Origin of the sequence: Streptomyces sp. CB03234 (assembly GCF_001905885.1) — a bacterium.
Lineage (GTDB): Bacteria > Actinomycetota > Actinomycetes > Streptomycetales > Streptomycetaceae > Streptomyces.
In genome coordinates this window covers 585,858-602,141 of sequence record NZ_LIYH01000003.1, presented here as the reverse complement: position 1 = coordinate 602,141, position 16,284 = coordinate 585,858, and the positions used below count along the sequence as shown (strand labels likewise).

12 protein-coding genes and 1 riboswitch are annotated in these 16,284 nt (G+C 70.4%); of the genes, 6 read left to right on the top strand and 6 right to left on the bottom strand.

What is annotated here, in order from left to right; translation table 11 throughout:
* Positions 1-59: 59 nt before the first annotated feature.
* Genes AMK26_RS15830 through AMK26_RS15820 form a run of 3 tightly spaced genes read left to right on the top strand, consistent with a single transcriptional unit; the run spans position 60 to position 6,504 of the window.
* Complete coding sequence (locus AMK26_RS15830; protein WP_073755263.1) at positions 60-2,051, top strand: type I restriction-modification system subunit M; 1,992 nt, start codon at positions 60-62, stop codon at positions 2,049-2,051.
* Positions 2,048-3,313, top strand: coding sequence for a restriction endonuclease subunit S (locus tag AMK26_RS15825; RefSeq protein ID WP_143608535.1), 1,266 nt, complete (start codon positions 2,048-2,050; stop codon positions 3,311-3,313). Before AMK26_RS15830 ends, AMK26_RS15825 begins: the two co-directional genes overlap by 4 nt.
* Entirely contained in the window at positions 3,310-6,504 is a 3,195-nt protein-coding gene (locus tag AMK26_RS15820; RefSeq protein ID WP_073755261.1) for a type I restriction endonuclease subunit R, read from the top strand. Before AMK26_RS15825 ends, AMK26_RS15820 begins: the two co-directional genes overlap by 4 nt.
* 51 nt (positions 6,505-6,555) lie before the next feature.
* On the opposite strand, the gene AMK26_RS15815 is transcribed toward AMK26_RS15820, so the two are convergent.
* Together AMK26_RS15815 and AMK26_RS15810 are read right to left on the bottom strand one after the other, a co-directional pair.
* A complete protein-coding gene (locus tag AMK26_RS15815) occupies positions 6,556-6,768 on the bottom strand; it encodes a DUF397 domain-containing protein (protein WP_073755260.1) in 213 nt (70 codons plus the stop codon).
* Complete coding sequence (locus AMK26_RS15810) at positions 6,765-7,622, bottom strand: helix-turn-helix domain-containing protein (protein ID WP_073755533.1); 858 nt, start codon at positions 7,620-7,622, stop codon at positions 6,765-6,767. Before AMK26_RS15810 ends, AMK26_RS15815 begins: the two co-directional genes overlap by 4 nt.
* A 110-nt stretch (positions 7,623-7,732) precedes the next feature.
* On the opposite strand from AMK26_RS15810, the gene AMK26_RS15805 reads away from it, so the two are divergent.
* Positions 7,733-8,221 carry an ATP-binding protein gene (locus AMK26_RS15805; RefSeq protein WP_073755259.1) on the top strand — a complete coding sequence of 163 codons (489 nt, stop codon included), beginning with the start codon at positions 7,733-7,735 and terminating at the stop codon, positions 8,219-8,221.
* Between the two features lie 308 nt (positions 8,222-8,529).
* The gene (locus AMK26_RS37725) at positions 8,530-9,204 is read left to right on the top strand and encodes a hypothetical protein (RefSeq protein WP_158071121.1); all 675 of its coding nucleotides are present in this window, start codon (positions 8,530-8,532) and stop codon (positions 9,202-9,204) included.
* A 67-nt stretch (positions 9,205-9,271) separates the two neighbouring features.
* Here the strand turns inward: AMK26_RS37725 and AMK26_RS15790 are convergent, their stop codons facing one another.
* Entirely contained in the window at positions 9,272-10,591 is a 1,320-nt protein-coding gene (locus tag AMK26_RS15790) for a hypothetical protein (RefSeq protein ID WP_241837913.1), read from the bottom strand.
* Positions 10,592-10,978: 387 nt separating this feature from the next.
* Here AMK26_RS15790 and AMK26_RS36990 point away from each other — a divergent pair, with 387 nt between their 5' ends.
* Complete coding sequence (locus AMK26_RS36990) at positions 10,979-11,143, top strand: hypothetical protein (RefSeq protein ID WP_158071120.1); 165 nt, start codon at positions 10,979-10,981, stop codon at positions 11,141-11,143.
* Positions 11,144-11,153: 10 nt separating this feature from the next.
* Here the strand turns inward: AMK26_RS36990 and AMK26_RS15785 are convergent, their stop codons facing one another.
* From AMK26_RS15785 to AMK26_RS15775, 3 genes are all read right to left on the bottom strand, one after another.
* Entirely contained in the window at positions 11,154-12,368 is a 1,215-nt protein-coding gene (locus tag AMK26_RS15785; protein ID WP_073755255.1) for a heparan-alpha-glucosaminide N-acetyltransferase domain-containing protein, read from the bottom strand.
* A gap of 67 nt (positions 12,369-12,435) precedes the next feature.
* Positions 12,436-14,748 (bottom strand): 5-methyltetrahydropteroyltriglutamate--homocysteine S-methyltransferase, encoded by a 2,313-nt coding sequence (metE, locus tag AMK26_RS15780; protein WP_073755254.1) that lies wholly within the window; start codon positions 14,746-14,748, stop codon positions 12,436-12,438.
* Between the two features lie 132 nt (positions 14,749-14,880).
* Positions 14,881-15,104: riboswitch (cobalamin riboswitch) on the bottom strand.
* A 64-nt stretch (positions 15,105-15,168) separates the two neighbouring features.
* Entirely contained in the window at positions 15,169-16,254 is a 1,086-nt protein-coding gene (locus AMK26_RS15775; RefSeq protein ID WP_073755253.1) for a mandelate racemase/muconate lactonizing enzyme family protein, read from the bottom strand.
* Positions 16,255-16,284: the final 30 nt, after the last annotated feature.

Sequence of the window (16,284 nt, the reverse complement as noted above, 5' to 3'; positions counted from 1 at the left end):
CACTTGTCCGCACCCGCACTGGCTGCGCGGAACGGTACGGAACGAAACCGGGGAATCCCTTGAACAGCAGTAAGCACACAGAGTTGGCGAACCACGCGTGGTCCGTCGCCGACCTCCTGCGCGGCGACTACAGGCAGTCCGACTACGGCAAGGTCATCCTGCCGTTCACGGTGCTGCGCCGCCTGGAGTGCGTCCTGGAGCCGACCCGCGAGAAGGTCGCGGAGACGGTCGCTCGCTTCGAGGGCCAGGACCTCGACACGGACCACTTCCTGCGCCGCGCCTCGGGGCACTCCTTCTACAACAAGAGCGATCTGACGCTGAAGAAGATCGCAGCCGACCCGCGGAACGCGGCCAGGAACCTCCAGATCTACGTGGGCGCCTTCTCCGACAACGCCCGCGAGGTCCTGGACAAGTACGAGTTCGCGCAGCAGATCAAGAAGCTCGACGGCGCCAACCTGCTCTACAAGGTCATCGGCAGGTTCACCGACCTGGACCTGCACCCGGACAACGTGCCCAACCACAACATGGGTTACATCTTCGAGGAGCTGATCCGCCGTTTCGCGGAACAGTCGAACGAGACGGCCGGTGAGCACTTCACCCCCCGCGAGGTCATCAGACTGATGGTCAACCTGCTGATCGCGCCCGACGGGGACGCGCTCAGCCTGCCGGGTGTGGTGCGTACGGTCATGGACCCGGCGTGCGGCACGGGCGGCATGCTGTCGGCCGCCGAGGAACACATCCGCTCCCTGAACCCGGACGCCACGGTGGAGGTGTACGGACAGGAGCTCAACCCCGAGTCCTGGGCGATCTGCCGGTCGGACCTCATGATCAAGGGCCAGGACCCGGAGAACATCGCCTTCGGCAACTCCTTCTCCGACGACGGCCACCAGCGGGAGAAGTTCGACTACCTCCTGGCCAACCCGCCGTTCGGTGTGGAGTGGAAGAAGGTCAAGGAGGACGTCGAGTACGAGCACCAGCACCTGGGCGAGGCGGGCCGCTTCGCCGCGGGCCTGCCGCGCATCAATGACGGCTCGCTGCTCTTCCTCCAGCACATGATCTCGAAGATGAAGCCGGTGGACGTGAACGGGGGCGGAGGCTCGCGTATCGCGATCGTCTTCAACGGCTCGCCCCTGTTCACGGGCGCGGCCGGCTCGGGCGAGTCGGAGATCCGCCGCTGGATCCTGGAGAACGACTGGCTGGAGGCGATCGTCGCCCTCCCGGACCAGCTCTTCTACAACACCGGCATCTCCACGTACTTCTGGATCCTCACCAACCGGAAGGCCCCGGAGCACAAGGGCAAGGTCGTACTCCTGGACGCGCGCGACCAGTGGCAGAAGATGCGCAAGTCGCTGGGCGACAAGCGCAAGGAGCTGGGCAAGCAGCACATCGCGGACCTGACGCGCCTGTACGCGGATGCCACCGAGGCGGCGGCAGACCCGGAACACCCGCTCCACGGGAAGGTCAAGGTCTTCGACAACGAGGACTTCGGCTACCAGCGCATCACGGTGGAGCGCCCGCTGAAGTACCGCTTCGAGGTCACGGACGAAACGCTGGCGGCCCTGGCGGCGGCCAAGCCGGTCCAAAAGCTGGCGGACCCGGACGCTTTCGTGGCGGCGGTACGGACGCTGCTCGGCTCCTCGTGGGCCACCAAGTCCGAGGCGCTGATCGCCCTCAAGGACGCGGTGGTGGGCGCCGGCCTCCTGTGGCCGACGGGCGCGCCGTTCGCCAAGGCCGTACGCGACGCGGTGGGCGTCCGCGACCCGGAGGGCGAGGTCCAGTTCATCAAGGGCGAGCCGGAACCGGACGGGGAACTGCGCGACTACGAGAACGTGCCGCTGGGCGAGGACGTCGAGGAGTACCTGAAGCGCGAGGTGCACCCGCACGTGCCGGACGCCTGGATCGACCACGGCAAGACGAAGATCGGGTACGAGATCCCGTTCACCCGGCACTTCTACGTGTACGAGCCGCCACGGCCGCTGGCGGAGATCGACCTGGAGCTGAAGACCCTGGAGACGGAGATCCAGGCGCTGCTGGGCGAGGTGACGCAGTGACTCCATGGAAGCCGGTCCGCCTGAAGCACATGTGTGTCGATGCCGGTCAGTACGGACTCAACATCTCGGCGGAGAACTATGTCGGTTCCGGTACGCGCCTCCTGCGCACAACGGATATCAGCAACGGGACGCTGACGCCCCCGGAGGAGGGCGTTCATGTGGCGGGGCCGGTCGAAGGGCGATTCGCGCTGCGGCCGGGAGACCTGCTCCTGTCCCGTAGCGGCACCCCGCCGGGCCAGTCGTACCTGGTGGGTGAAGCTGACGCGGGGGCGACGTTCGCCGGTTATCTGGTGCGGTTCCGTCCGCGCCCCGACGTGGAGCCCAGGTTTCTCGGGTACGTGGCTCGCAGCGCGGCATTTCAGCACAAGATCCGAGCCGAATCGGTTGCGTCGACGATTCAGAACTTCAATGCTGAACGCTACGCGAATATGGCCTTCGAAGCTCCCGACCTCCGTACGCAGCGCCGCATCGCCGACTTCCTCGACGTGGAGACGGGCCGCCTCGATGCGTTGCGGGCAAGCCGTGAGAAGCAGGTGGCCCTGTTGGAGGAGCGGCTTTCCAGCGCCTGGTCCGCTGCCGTCGACGAGGACGGTGGCGAAGCGTCCTGGGTGCCGCTGCGCCGATTCATCACCGCGATCACGGACGGCCCCTTCGGCAGTTCTCTGACCAGCAGCCACTATGCCGACCACGGAGCCCGAGTCATCCGGCTCGGGAACGTGGGGCGCGCCGAGTTCCGTGACCGGGATGCCGCGTACATCCCCATGGAGTACTTCGCCCAGCTCACGCGGCACACCGCCCGTGCCGGTGATCTGATCGTGGCAGGCCTGGGGGACCAGAACCACCCACTCGGTCGTGCGTGCGTCGTGCCCGAGGGAATGGGGCCCGCCATGGTCAAGGCCGACTGTTTCCGCCTCCGGCTGGACCGGACGCGACTGCTGCACGACTATGCCGCATGGGCACTCAGCTCGCCGCCCGTCGCGGACCAAGTCACCCTCCTCGCCAGGGGCTCCACCCGAGCACGGATCAACCTTGAGGTCGTACGCGATATCCCGCTGCCTGTGCCGTCGTTGGCCCGGCAACGAAGGACGATCGCCATCCTCACGGAAGCGCGTTCAGCGACCCGCGCGGTGACCGACAGGTGCCGTAGGCAGCTGGACCTGATCACCGAGCGCCGCCAAGCCCTCATCACCGCCGCCGTAACCGGCCGGTTCGACGTCTCCACCGCCGGCGGCCGCAACGTGACGGACGGAGTCACCGTATGAGCCCCGTCCACGACGAGTCCGCGTTCGGCTCCGCCATCGTCGCCGCCATGACGGAGCGGGGGTGGCGGGAGGCGCGCCCCGAGGACTACACGGCCGACCTCGGCCTGGACACCGGCGAGCTGTTCACGTTCATCAGGGAGACCCAGCCCGACGAGTGGCACGAGCTGCGCACCGTCTACGGTGACGCCAACGAGGCCCAGCGGGGCTTCGCCCGGCGCCTGGACAAGGCGATCAGCGACGACGGCCTGCTCCATGTCCTCCGCAACGGCGTCAAGGACCGCGGTGTCCGCATCCGCGTCGCCCACTTCAAGCCGAACCTCGTCGTCGACGCCTCCGTCCTCGACGGCTACCGCGCCAACCGCCTCACCGTCGTACGCGAACTGCGCTACGCCACCAAGCAGGCCGACTGGGGCAACGAACTCGACCTCACCCTGTTCCTCAACGGCATCCCCGTCGCCACCGCCGAGCTGAAGAACCCGCTCACCGGCCAGGGCGTCGAGCACGCCAAGGAGCAGTACCGCACCGACCGCGACCCCACCGAGCTGATCTTCGCCCGCCGCGTCATCGCGAACTTCGCCGTCGACCCGGACCTCGTCTTCGTCGCCACCCGGCTCAAGGGGAAGAACACCCGCTTCCTCCCCTTCAACACCGGCTCCGAAGGCCCCGGCCGCCCCGGCGGCGCCGGGAACCCCGCTCCCCCCGCCTACGGCACGTACGCGACGTCCTACCTCTGGGAGCAGGTCTGGGCGCGGGACAACTGGCTCGACCTCCTCCAGCGTTTCGTCCACCAGGAGAAGACGAAGGCCCCCGGCGGCACCACCCGCACCACCCGCACCACCATCTTCCCGCGCTTCCACCAGTGGGACGTGGTCAAGAAGCTCACCGCCCACGCCGCCACCCATGGCGCGGGGCAGGACTACCTGGTCATGGCCTCGGCCGGCTCCGGCAAGTCGAACACCATCGGCTGGCTGGCCCACCGCCTCTCCGACCTGCACGCGGACACCGACCCCCGCACCCTCGACGCCGAGGCCCTGACCGCCGGCCGCATCAAGCCCGGCGAACCCGTCTTCGACAAGGTCATCGTCATCACCGACCGCCGGAACCTGGACGCCCAGCTCCGCGAGACCGTCGGCGGCTTCTCGCAGACCGACGGCCTGGTCGTCAAGATCGACGAGAAGAGCGGCGCCAAGAGCGAGCAGCTCGCCCGCGCCCTGTCCCGCGACACCGGCAAGATTGTCACCGTCACCCTGCACTCGTTCCCGGCGCTGCTCGACCACATCCAGCGCCACCCGACCGAGATCAAGGGCACGACCTTCGCGATCATCCTCGACGAGGCGCACTCCTCCCAGTCCGGCGACGCCGCCACCGCCGTACGCGCGGCCCTGCGCGACCTCGGTCTGGACCCGGATTCGGACGACCCCGGCGCGACCACGCTCACCGTCACCGAGCAGCTCATGAAGAAGGCGGAAGACCGGTCCAAGGCGGCCAACCTCTCCTACTTCGCCTTCACCGCGACCCCCAAGGCCAAGACCCTCGAACTCTTCGGCACACCCGAGCAGATCGACGGCAGGACCACCTACCGCCCCTTCCACACGTACTCCATGCGCCAGGCCATCGAGGAGGGCTTCATCCTCGACCCGCTGCGCAACTACGCCACGTACAACACGTACTGGAAGCTGGTGAACCAGAACCCCGACGAGAAGGAAGTCGACGCCTCCAAGGCGAACTCCCTCCTCGCCCGGTACGCGCTCACCCACGACTCGACCGTCTCCCAGCACGCCCAGGTCGTGGTCGAGCACTTCGTGAGCCACACCCGCGGCCGGCTCGGCGGGCGCGCCAAGGCGATGGTCGTGACGGGCTCCCGCCAGTCCGCCGTCCAGATGGCGCGGGCCATCAAGAGCTACATCAAGGACCGGGACTACGACACCACCTACCCCGACCTGGGCGTCCTGATCGCCTTCTCCGGCTCGCTCACCATCGACGGCGAGGAGACCACCGAGCCGAAGGAGAACGGCGGGCTCGCCGAGAGCGCGCTCCCGAAGGCGTTCGGCTACACCCGCGCCGACGACAAGGCCGTGAAGGCCGGGGCGAAGGGCCGGCAGGAGTACAGGATCCTGGTCGTCGCCGAGAAGTACCAGACCGGGTTCGACCAGCCGTTGCTGACGACGATGTACGTCAACAAGAAGCTGACCGGCATCTCCGCCGTCCAGACCCTCTCCCGGCTGAACCGTACCGCCGAGCGCAAGACGCAGGCCGACCTCGCCGTCCTCGACTTCGCCAACGAGGCCGAGGACATCAAGGAGGCCTTCCGCCCGTACTTCGAGGAGGCGATGACCCTCCCCTCGGACCCCAACCTCCTCTACACCGCGCAGAGCCGCGTCATGTCCGCCCCGATCATCTCGGAATCGGAGATGGACGAGTTCGCCGCCGCCTTCTTCGCGGCGAAGGAGAAGGCCGCCGGATCGCCGGCCACCTGGGAGAAGCTGCACGCCGAGCTGTACCGGCTCCTCTCCCCGGCCGTCACCCGGTACGAAGCGCTGCGCGACAACGACGACGACGACGAGGACGACGTCCAGACGGCCGAGGACTTCCGGGCCGACCTGCACGACTACGTACGCAAGTACGGCTTCCTCGCCCAGATCGTCCCCTACCGCGACGCCGAACTGGAACGGCTCCACCTGTACGGCCGCTACCTCCTCACCCGGCTCAGGGGCCGCGCCGACGGAGGCGTCGACATAGGTGACGTGGACCTCAGCCACCTGCGGGTCGAGAAGACCGGCGAGCACGACGTCTCGCTGACGGCCGGGGGCCCGGCGGTGATGCGGGGGTTCGGCGAAGGCAAGGGCGGCGCGAAGGAGCCGGAGAAGTCCCTCCTGTCGAAGCTGATCGAGGACTTCAACGCCAAGTTCGGCACGGAATTCACCGAGGAGGACCTCGCCAAGCCGTTCAACGAGGCCAAGGCCGACGCGAAGGTACAGGCCGCGGCCCTGGTCAACGACGAGGACAACTTCGGCAAGGTCTTCGACAAGGTCTTCGCCGACAAGATGGCCGACCACATCGACACCATCGCCGGCATGGGCCGCCAGTACTTCGGCGCCGACCGGAGCTTCAAGTCCAGCCTGGACCGCAGCGCACGCCGCGCCGCGTGGCGGATGATCCGCCGCGAGGCGAACGTGGACGACCAGGGCTGAGGCCCTGCCCGGCGGGGCCCCGTCCGTGCCACACGAACGGGGCCTCGTTCCTTACGCCTGCGACCCGGAGGCCAGGCCGACGAACCCGGCCCACGCCTCGCGCCCAACGGTGACCACGGGCCCGCCGAGCCGCTTGGAGTCCCGGACGTGCACGGTGCCGGGTGCGGCGGCCACCTCGACGCACTCGCCGCCGCCCCCGCCGCTGTAGCTGCTCTTGAACCATGCCGATTCCGGCACTATGGGTACGCGGTGCTGCACGCTCATCCCTCTCCCAGCAGTTTCTCTACGAAGGCCAGCGACTCGCTCGGAGTGAGGGCCTGTGAGCGCAGGATGCCATAGCGGGATTCCAGCTCACGGATCTTTGTCACCTCGGTGTGCAGGCGACTGTCGTTCTGGACCTCGGTGTAGGCGATCCGCTGCCCGGTCGCGGCGTCGATCAGGTTGAAGGGCCCGTCCAGCGCGGCGTGGTCCTCCCGGTCCGTCGGCATCACCTGGATCTCGACGTTCCGGTGCTGTCCGACCAGGAGCACGTGTTCCAACTGGCCCCGCAGCACGGCTGTGCCACCGATCGGTTTGCGCAGAACCACCTCCTCGATGATGAAGCTCAGAAGTGGTGCCGGGCGCCGCTCGAAGATCTCCTGCCGGGCCAGCCGCGACTCCAGGCGCTGCTCGATCACGGCATCGTCGAGCAGGGGCCGTTGCATCCGGAAGACCGCCCGTGCGTAGTCCTCCGTCTGGAGGAGGCCGGGGATGGCAAGTGCCGCGTACACGCACAGGGCCTGTGCTGTCGCCTCCAGCCGCGCAGCGTCCCGGAAGAACGCGGGATAACGCGCCCGCGCAACCTCCTCCTTCATCGCGACCAGCACACCCCCCGCGTCCAGCACCTCATCCGCCCGGTCGATGAACCGCGGTGGCGGAATGCGCCGCCCCTGCTCGAACGAGGCGACCGACTGGGCCGCGTACCCCACCAGCCTCCCGAACTCGTGCCGGTCCAGCCCCGCCCGCAGCCGCAACAACTTCAGCTGGCGCCCGAACGCCGTCACCACACCCGAGCTGGGCTCGTCCTCCGGGCGCCGGCCCTCGGGTTCCCGCTCGTCCCGCTCGTCCTGGTCCCGCATCGCCGCCGCCTTTCCCGCCACGTACAGCGCGCCCGTCGCCGCGTACAGGAACACCGCGACGGCGCGTCACCCATGGTCACGCTACGCCACCCACGGCCCACCGTGGAGTCATGACGAGGAACCCCGTGAGCACCACCCGGACCAGCCAACTCAGCCACCCCACCCACCATTTCGAGATGAGGTTCAGCTCCACGCCTCGCGGAGCCCGCCTGGCGCGCAGGCTCTCCGCCGAGCGGCTGGACGCCTGGGGCATCCCGTACGACACCGACGTCCACGACACGCTCACCCTGCTCGTGGCCGAGCTCGCCGCGAACGCCGTACGTCATGGGCGCGTTCCCGGGCGGGACTTCCTGCTGCGGCTGACCGCCCACGAGGCGACCGTACGCATCGAGGTCACCGACACCCGCGGCGAGCGGCTCCCGGCGCCCCCGGGCGGCGTTCCCGGGCCCGACCGCACCGGCGGGCGCGGGCTGCTCCTGGTGGAATGCCTCGCCGAACGGTGGGGCTGGTATCCCCGCAGCAGTGGCGCGCCCGGGAAGACCGTGTGGGCGGAGTACGACACGCCCGCCCGCGCCACCGTGGCCGATCCCCGGCGGTGACCGCCGGATCCGGCCCACTTCACACGCGCGCCGGCGCACGGACGCGACGGGGGCAGGGTGCCGCAGCAGGTGATCGCCGGACGTCACGAACTCCTGGAGAGGCCCAGCCACGGCGGCATGGGGGACGTGTGGCGCGGCTATGACGCCGTGCTGGACCGGCCCGTCGCCGTGAAGCTGATCCGGCTCGACCTGGACGGATCGGCTTCCTGGAAACGCGCGAGCGAGGGCGTGCGCCCCGCCCCTCCTCAACCCGCCCCGGGGTCGGTCGCTCGGGCGATGAGGCCGGCGGCGGTCACGTCGACGCGGCCGTGGACGGCCATTCCGGACGTGCCCGCAGGCAGCTCTCCCTCGCCCTGCGCAGCCTGTTCAGGACGCTGAAACGGGAACGGGTGGTCTTCCGCGACCCCGCCCAGCACCTTCGCGTCGGCAGCCCGACAGGAATCCCCAAACCGGTCCCCAGCGACCTGCTGGCCAACGCGTTCCGGCAGACGAAGACCCCGCTCGGGCGTCTGGTCCTCGTCCTGGCCGCTGTCCACGCCGTGCCCGTCCACGAACGACGCACGATCCTGACCTGCGACCTGCGACCTGCGACCTGCGACCTGGACCTCGCACGCGGCACCCTCATCATCCGCCGCGGCCTCCGACGGCACACCCTCTACCTGGAGGAACTCACCCACCAGATCGCCGCCGACTGGCTTGACTACAGACACTGCCGCTGGCCCGCCTCGACCAACCCCCGCCTGCTCGTCAGCCAGAGATCGGCGCTCGACCCCGACCACCCCGCCGTCGGTAAGACCCTGCTCCGTGCCGACGTGCCGCCAGGCCTCACCCTGGTCCGCCTGCGCCAGGACCGCATTCTCAACGAAGCAGCAGAAACAGCGGACCCCCTCCGGCTGATGAGGCTCTTCGGGATCACGGAAAAGACCGCCATGCACTATGTCACCGCGGCCCATCCCGAGCGCACGGCGAAGCTGCCCCGGTGACGCTCAGCAGAGTCCGCCCCGCTAGAAGGGAGGATCGTTGGGGCCCTGGTCGGCCTGCGCGGCCGCATCACGCCGCATGCTGTTCGGCGAGGGAGGGCATTCCGGCGATGGCTTCAGCGGCGCGGCCATGCCGGATGAGCAGCTCGGCCACTTCCGACGGCCGCACTTCGGTGTCCGCTCGTAGCAGGGCAAGGGCCTCCTCAACGCGCCCCATCTCATCGAGGATCCACGCCTTGCTGACCGTCAGGCCGTACACGTCCCGTGGCAGCGTCCCCGCGTAGGCGAGGGCCTCCTCGTGCCGGCCGGCCTCGCCCAGCAGCCAGATCCGGTTCGAGATGAACCAGGACGAGTGCTCCTCGACGAACTCAGCACTGCGCTCGTCGAGGAGCGCCAGAGCATCGTCCAGTCGGCCTGCCTCATGCAGCAGGAGAATGACGCCCTCGAAAAGGCAGGCATCGTGGTAATCGAACGTCGGGCGACCCACCTCGATGGCTTCCTCGATCCGACCTTGGCGGCCCAGCAGTTCGATCAGAGGCCAGCGGAACCGGTCCGGATACTCGGCGGCTGCGATGAAACGCCGCAGCACAGCCTCGGCCTCACCTGCCTGTCCGTTGTCTTCGAGCGCCCGCGCGTAGTACGCGAGCGTCTCACCCGCACGCTCGCCGGTGCCCAGTACGCGCAGTTCCTCCAGGCGCCCGTGGCGCCGCAGGAGCTCGGCGTAGGCGATCAGTGTGTTCTGGACCAAGAAATGCCCGGCTGCGATGTCTGCCCCAAGCATCCGTACGGCTTCATCGACCCGGCCCGCACGCTCCAGGACCTGGGCTTGGAGATCTTGCGCGTTGCTGGGATGAAAGCCCCAGCGCTCCTCGCCGCGGGCGCTGCGGGCCCGCTCAGCGTGCGGGGCGATCAGCTCCAGGACCTGTTCATCACGGCCCTGGCCCTCTGCCAGTTCGACGAGGGTGGACAGAATCCACTCCCTGTCCAGATGCGGCGTGAGTACGGTGATCGCCTCGTTCAGCCTGCCCGCTTTCGCCAGCAGTTCTGCGAAGTCGTGGCACACCCACTCCGAGGCAAGGCCTTCCTTGTCTGGACGGACGGCGTCCAGTGCCTGCTGCACCCTTTCCGCCTCGAGCAGGACCTCGGCCTTCTCCCAGCGCGCCCGGTTCCACCCAGCCTCGATGAACGGCTCCAGCACGCCCAGGGCCCGCTCGACCTCGCCCGCCCGGGACAGCTCGCGAGCCGCCGCCTGGGCGCAGAACCACTCCCCCCGCTCCGATGCGGCCTGAACCAGCAGCTCCACCTCACCCCGCTCCACGAGCATGGTGACCAGACGAGGAGATATTCCGCCGAGTGTCCGTGATTGCCATTCAAGATCGTCAATGTTCACGGGCCTGAGCGTACGGGCGACTACTGACAGGCCTCATCGACCAACTGCCGGAACCCACTCGTTCTACGCCGGAAACACAGGCGAGGGGACGGGTTCCCGTCAGACTCCTGCCAGATTCCGCGAACCCGCGCGCTTCGCGGCACCCGTGCCGGAAGTGGCCAGGGCGCTCAAAGAGGTGACATTCCATGAGATGAGAGTGATGCGCGCACTGATGACGCTGCGCACGCTCCCGTTCCGGCGGCGCGGCCACAGCGCCCCGGAGCCGTTCGCGGGCGACGCCGACGCGATCGAGGGCATGAAGCGGATGGGCTTCATCGTGCTGGAGGGGCGTTCGGCCTGTGGGCCGAACCCGACGGCGCCGGAGCGCGGCTGCGCACCGAGACCCGCGTGTACGCCACGGACCCGGGCGCGGCCCGCCGGTTCACGCCCTACTGGCTCTTCATCGAGCCCTTCAGCGGTCTGATCCGCCGCGACCTGCTGGCCGCGGTCGGCCGCCGTGCCGAACGCGCGGCCCCGGCGGCCCCCCGCGTTGACACGCGCCGCCGGGCCTGAACGGCGGCCGTCAGGTGGTCCTGGCCTTCGGCATGAGCGCATGCAGGGCCCACTCGAGCGGACCGCGCCGGAGCGGCGTCCGGTGGAAGACGGACGCCCAGACGGCGCACGCCACGAGTGAGACCCCGCAGAACGCGCCGAGCGCCGGCCAGCCGTGGTGCGGGTGCAGTTCGGCGCGCGCGACGACGTGGACCGCGTACACCGACAGGCCCATCGTGCCCACCACGGCCAGCGGGCGCAGCAGCGTCTCCAGTGCCCTGCTGCGGCAGGCGGCGACCACGAGGCCGAGGAGGAGCAGGCTCACCCCGATGTTGGCGACGGTCTCGAACGGCGTCTGGCTGTAGGGCCCGTCGACCAGCAGCCAGGCCCACGACGTGCTGGGGATCGCGCCCGCCTGCCGGGCGAGCACGGCCTGCACCGGGTCGGGGGCGTTCACCGCGTACGCGTGGCTCTCGGCGATCGCCCGCAGCAGCGCCTCGCGCCCGCCGCCCGGCCCCAGTGCCAGCGCGGACAGGCCGTGCCCGGCAAGCGTGACGAGCGCCCCCCAGCCGATGAGACGGCGGCCGGCACCCGGCCGGCGCAGGTCGGCGATCCGCCCCAGGGTCATGCCGACGACGACGTACGGGAAGTACGTCAGCCACGGGTACGCGCCCGACAGCAGCAGCGTGTCCAGCGCGTCGGTGAACCCGGACCAGCTGGTGACGGCCTCGAAGCCCGGGTAGCGCCCGCGGCCGATGACGCGGTAGCCGAAGTACGGCCCGAGGACGTACGACAGCACGGGGCCGAGGACCACCGACACCGCCGCGACCGCGGTGAGGGCGCGGGTGCCGAGCCGGGCGAGCGGCTCGGCGGCCAGGAAGTACAGCGCGAAGAACGTGAGGATCACGGCGATCCCCGACCGCAGCTCCGTCAGCGCGAGCCCGAGCGCCGCGAGCACGGCACACCGGACGAGCGTGGAGCGCAGCACCCCGGCCGGCGTCGGCCGGGGCCGGGTGCCGCCACGGGAGAGCGTCAGGGACAGTCCCGCGATGAGGGTGAAGACGGCGGGGGCGCGCCCGTCGAAGGCCACCAGCAGATGACCCGCGCCTTCGGGCTTCGCGGGCGGGCCGATGTGTGCGGCGAACATGGCGAACACGGCGATGGCGCGGGCCACGTCCACGCTGACCAGTCGCCCGGTGGGCGGCGCTGTCGTGGTGGCCGTGCTTGCCGTGGATGTCTGTGTCACCGTGCTGATCCGCCCCCGCGCTCTTCGTCCTATTCTCGGTTTATTTGTATACGCATGGGTGGCGACGTCATCGGCCGGGGGTGCCGCCGGGGGTGCCGCCCAGCTCCGCGCGCAGCGAGCGCGCCGCCGCGACCAGGTTCTCCAGCGACGCGCGCGTCTCCGGCCACCCACGGGTCTTCAGGCCGCAGTCGGGATTCACCCACAGCCGCTCCGCCGGAACCGCCCGCAGACCCTCCCGCAGCAGGGCGACCAGCTCGTCGGTGCCCGGGACGCGGGGCGAGTGGATGTCGTACACCCCCGGCCCGATCTCGCGCGGATACCCCGCCGCGCGCAGCTCCGCCGCCACCCGCATGTGGGAGCGGGCCGCCTCCAGACTGATCACGTCGGCGTCGAGGTCGTCGATCGCGGCGAGCACGTCACCGAACTCGGCGTAGCACATGTGCGTATGGATCTGGGTGTCCGGACGCACGCCGCCGGTGGCGAGCCGGAACGCCTCGGTCGCCCACGCCAGGTAGGCGGGACGGCCGCCGGCACGGAGCGGCAGCGTCTCGCGGAGGGCGGGCTCGTCGACCTGGATGACCGAAACACCCGCCGCCTCCAGGTCGTTCACCTCGTCGCGCAGGGCGAGCGCGACCTGGCGGGCGGTCTCGGCCGGTGGCTGGTCGTCGCGGACGAAGGACCAGGCCAGCATGGTGACCGGACCGGTGAGCATGCCCTTGACCGGCCGGTCGGTCAGGGACTGGGCGTACCGCGTCCAGCGCACGGTCATCGGCTCGGGGCGCGAGACGTCACCGGCGAGGATCGGCGGGCGCACGTAGCGGGTGCCGTACGACTGGACCCAGCCGTGCCGGGTGGCGAGGAACCCGGTGAGCCGTTCGGCGAAGTACTGGACCATGTCGTCGCGTTCGGGCTCGCCGTGCACCAGGACGTCGATGCCGGCCTTCTCCTGGAAGGAGACAACCTCCCGGATCTCCTTCTCGACGCGCTCCTCGTACGCGGCCGGGCCGATGCGCCCCGCCCGCAGATCGGCGCGGGCGGTCCGCAACTGAGTGGTCTGCGGGAACGAACCGATGGTCGTCGTGGGCAGCAGCGGCAGGCGGAGGTGCGCGGCCTGCGCTGCGGCACGCCGGGCGTACGGCTGCGAGCGGCGCGTCCCGGCGGCGGTGACGGCCGCGGTACGGGCCCGTACGGCGGGGTCACGGGTCAGCGCCGAGCCGGCGCGGGCGCCCAGGACGGCGCGGTTGGCGGCCAGTTGGGCGGCGATGGTGTCGGGACCCTCGGCCAGCCCGCGGGCCAGGGTGACGATCTCGTCGGTCTTCTGGCGGGCGAACGCCAGCCAGCGGGTGACCTGCGGATCCAGGTCACGCTCGGCCGCCACGTCCAGCGGGACGTGCAGCAGGGAGCAGGAGGCGGCCACGTCGACCCGCCCGGCGAGACCGAGCAGCGTTCCCAGGGTGGCGAGGGACCGTTCCAGGTCGTTGATCCAGACGTTGCGGCCGTCGACGACGCCCGCGACGAGCCGCTTGCCCGGCAGGCCACCGACGGCGGCCAGATCCTCCAGGTTCGCGGCAGCCGGGCCGGTGAAGTCCAGTGCCAGCCCGTCCACGGGCGCCTTCGCCAGCACCGGGAGCGCCTCGCCGAGCCGGTCGAAGTACGTCGCGACCAGCAGCCGCGGCCGGTCGGTGAGGGCACCGAGGTCACGGTAGGCCCGGGCGGCGGCGTTCAGTTCCGCCGCGGTGCGGTCCTGTACGAGGGCCGGCTCGTCGAGCTGCACCCACCCGGCACCGGCGGCCCGCAGATCGGCCAGCACCTCGGCGTACACGGGCAGCAGCCGGTCAAGCAGCGTGAGGGGTACGAAGCCGGCCGGCGCGTCCGGGGCGGGCTTGGCGAGCAGCAGGTACGTGACGGGCCCCACGAGGACCGGCCGGGCGGTGTGCCCGAGGGCCAGCGCCTCCGTCAGCTCGGCGACCTGCTTGGCCGAGTCGGCGGCGAACACGGTGTCCGGACCGAGTTCGGGCACCAGATAGTGGTAGTTGGTGTCGAACCACTTGGTCATCTCCAGCGGCGCCACGTCCTCGGTGCCCCTGGCCATGGCGAAGTACCCGTCCAGCGCGTCGGCGGCCACCGCCTCCCGGTGACGCGCGGGAACGGCGCCCACCATCACGCTGGTGTCCAGGACATGGTCGTAGTACGAGAAATCGCCGGTCGGCACCTCACGGACCCCGGCGTCGGCGAGCCGCCGCCAAGTGGCCCGGCGCAGCCCGGCCGCCGTGGCCCGCAGCTCATCGGCCGGAATACGGCCCTTCCAATAGCCTTCGACGGCCTTCTTCAGTTCCCGGTTCGGGCCCTGGCGCGGGTATCCGTACACGGTGGCGGTCACGGCACTCTCCTTCGCGAGTCGTGTGGGGCGACCCGGAGACCGGTCGCGGACACGCGAAGGAACGGCGGGCACGCCTCGGCCCGCTGCCACCGCCGACCCGCCCACGAGGTCACCGAGATCTCCGTACGCGTGTCTCACGCACGGGCAGTGGCAGGTCTTCGGACTCGCGAGCACGCCTCGTGTGTCGAGGAGGCACCTACTGGCCGTCGCTTCCCGGACCCGTGTGGTGGACCCAGTGCTGATGACGGCGGTCGTTCCCGCTCACCGCTGCGGGGCAGTTCCGGATTCGCACCGGATTCCCTCTTGCGACGCGCCTGTCCGGCTGACAGGGCGAACCAGCTGCACCCCTCACCCTAAGCGCTGCCCGCGCTCCACAGCGCACGAATCACGCCAACCCCGCGCCGTGGAGCGGACCGTTCGTCAGCCGCCCAGGCCATGCCCCAGCCCCGGCGTCACCGGCAGCTCCACCAGCCCCGACCCCGGCGTCCCCGCGAACGCCGCCGGCGCCAGCGGCTCCTCATCCACCAGCAGCGGGCCGACCAGGTCCGGCGGAACCGTGGCGTGCGGCAGCGCCGCCGACAGATGCGCCGCCGCCAGAGTCGCCACGCCCAGCTCCGGCATCGTGCCGACCTTCACCGCGAGCCCCGCCGTCTCGGCCAGCGCCGCGATCTGCCGCGCCCGGTACAGCCCGCCGACCTTCAGGATCTTGATGTTCAGTACGTCGGCGGCGCCCCGGCGCACCACCTCCAGCGCGTCGTGCGCCGACTGCACCGACTCGTCCGCCATCACCCGCACCCCGCCCCGCGCACGCAGCGCCGCGAGCCCGTCCACGTCCCAGCGCGGCAGCGGCTGCTCCACCAGGTCCAGCCCGGCGTCCGCGAGCCGGGCCACCGTGCGGGCCGCCTCGCCCGGCGCGTACCCCTCGTTGGCGTCCAGCGACAGCTCCACCGACTCCGGCACCGCCTTGCGCACGGCGGCCACCAGCTCCACGTCGAGCGCCGGATCGTCCCCGCCCTTGAGCTTGATGTGCCCGAACCCGGCCGCCGCGTACCGGGCCGCCTCCTCCACCATCTCGTCGACCGTACCCAGCCCCACGACCCACGTCGTCGGCACCGGTTCGCCCACCCGCCCGCCGCCCAGCAGCAGGTGCGCCGGCCACCCGGCGGCACGCGCCGCGAGGTCGTGCAGCGCCAGGTCCAGCGCCGCCTTGGCCAGGTGCTGACCCCGGATGGCGGCGTCCATCGCGGCATGCGCGCCCGCCAGGTCGCGCGGGTCACGGCCGACGAGCGCGGGCGCGACATGGTCGGTCACCGCCGCGCTGAGCCCCGCGAGCGTCTCGCCGGTGTACGCGGTCATCGGCGACGCCTCGCCGAAACCCGACGCCCCGTCGGCCGTCCGGACCTCCACGACGAGACTGACAAGATCGGTGCTGCTGCCGCTGCTGATGGCGAACGGGCGGCGATAGCGGGCACGGACGACACGGGTGTGGAACGAGGCGATTTTCACGCGCGAGCTCCTTCGTCTCCGCCGTACGGC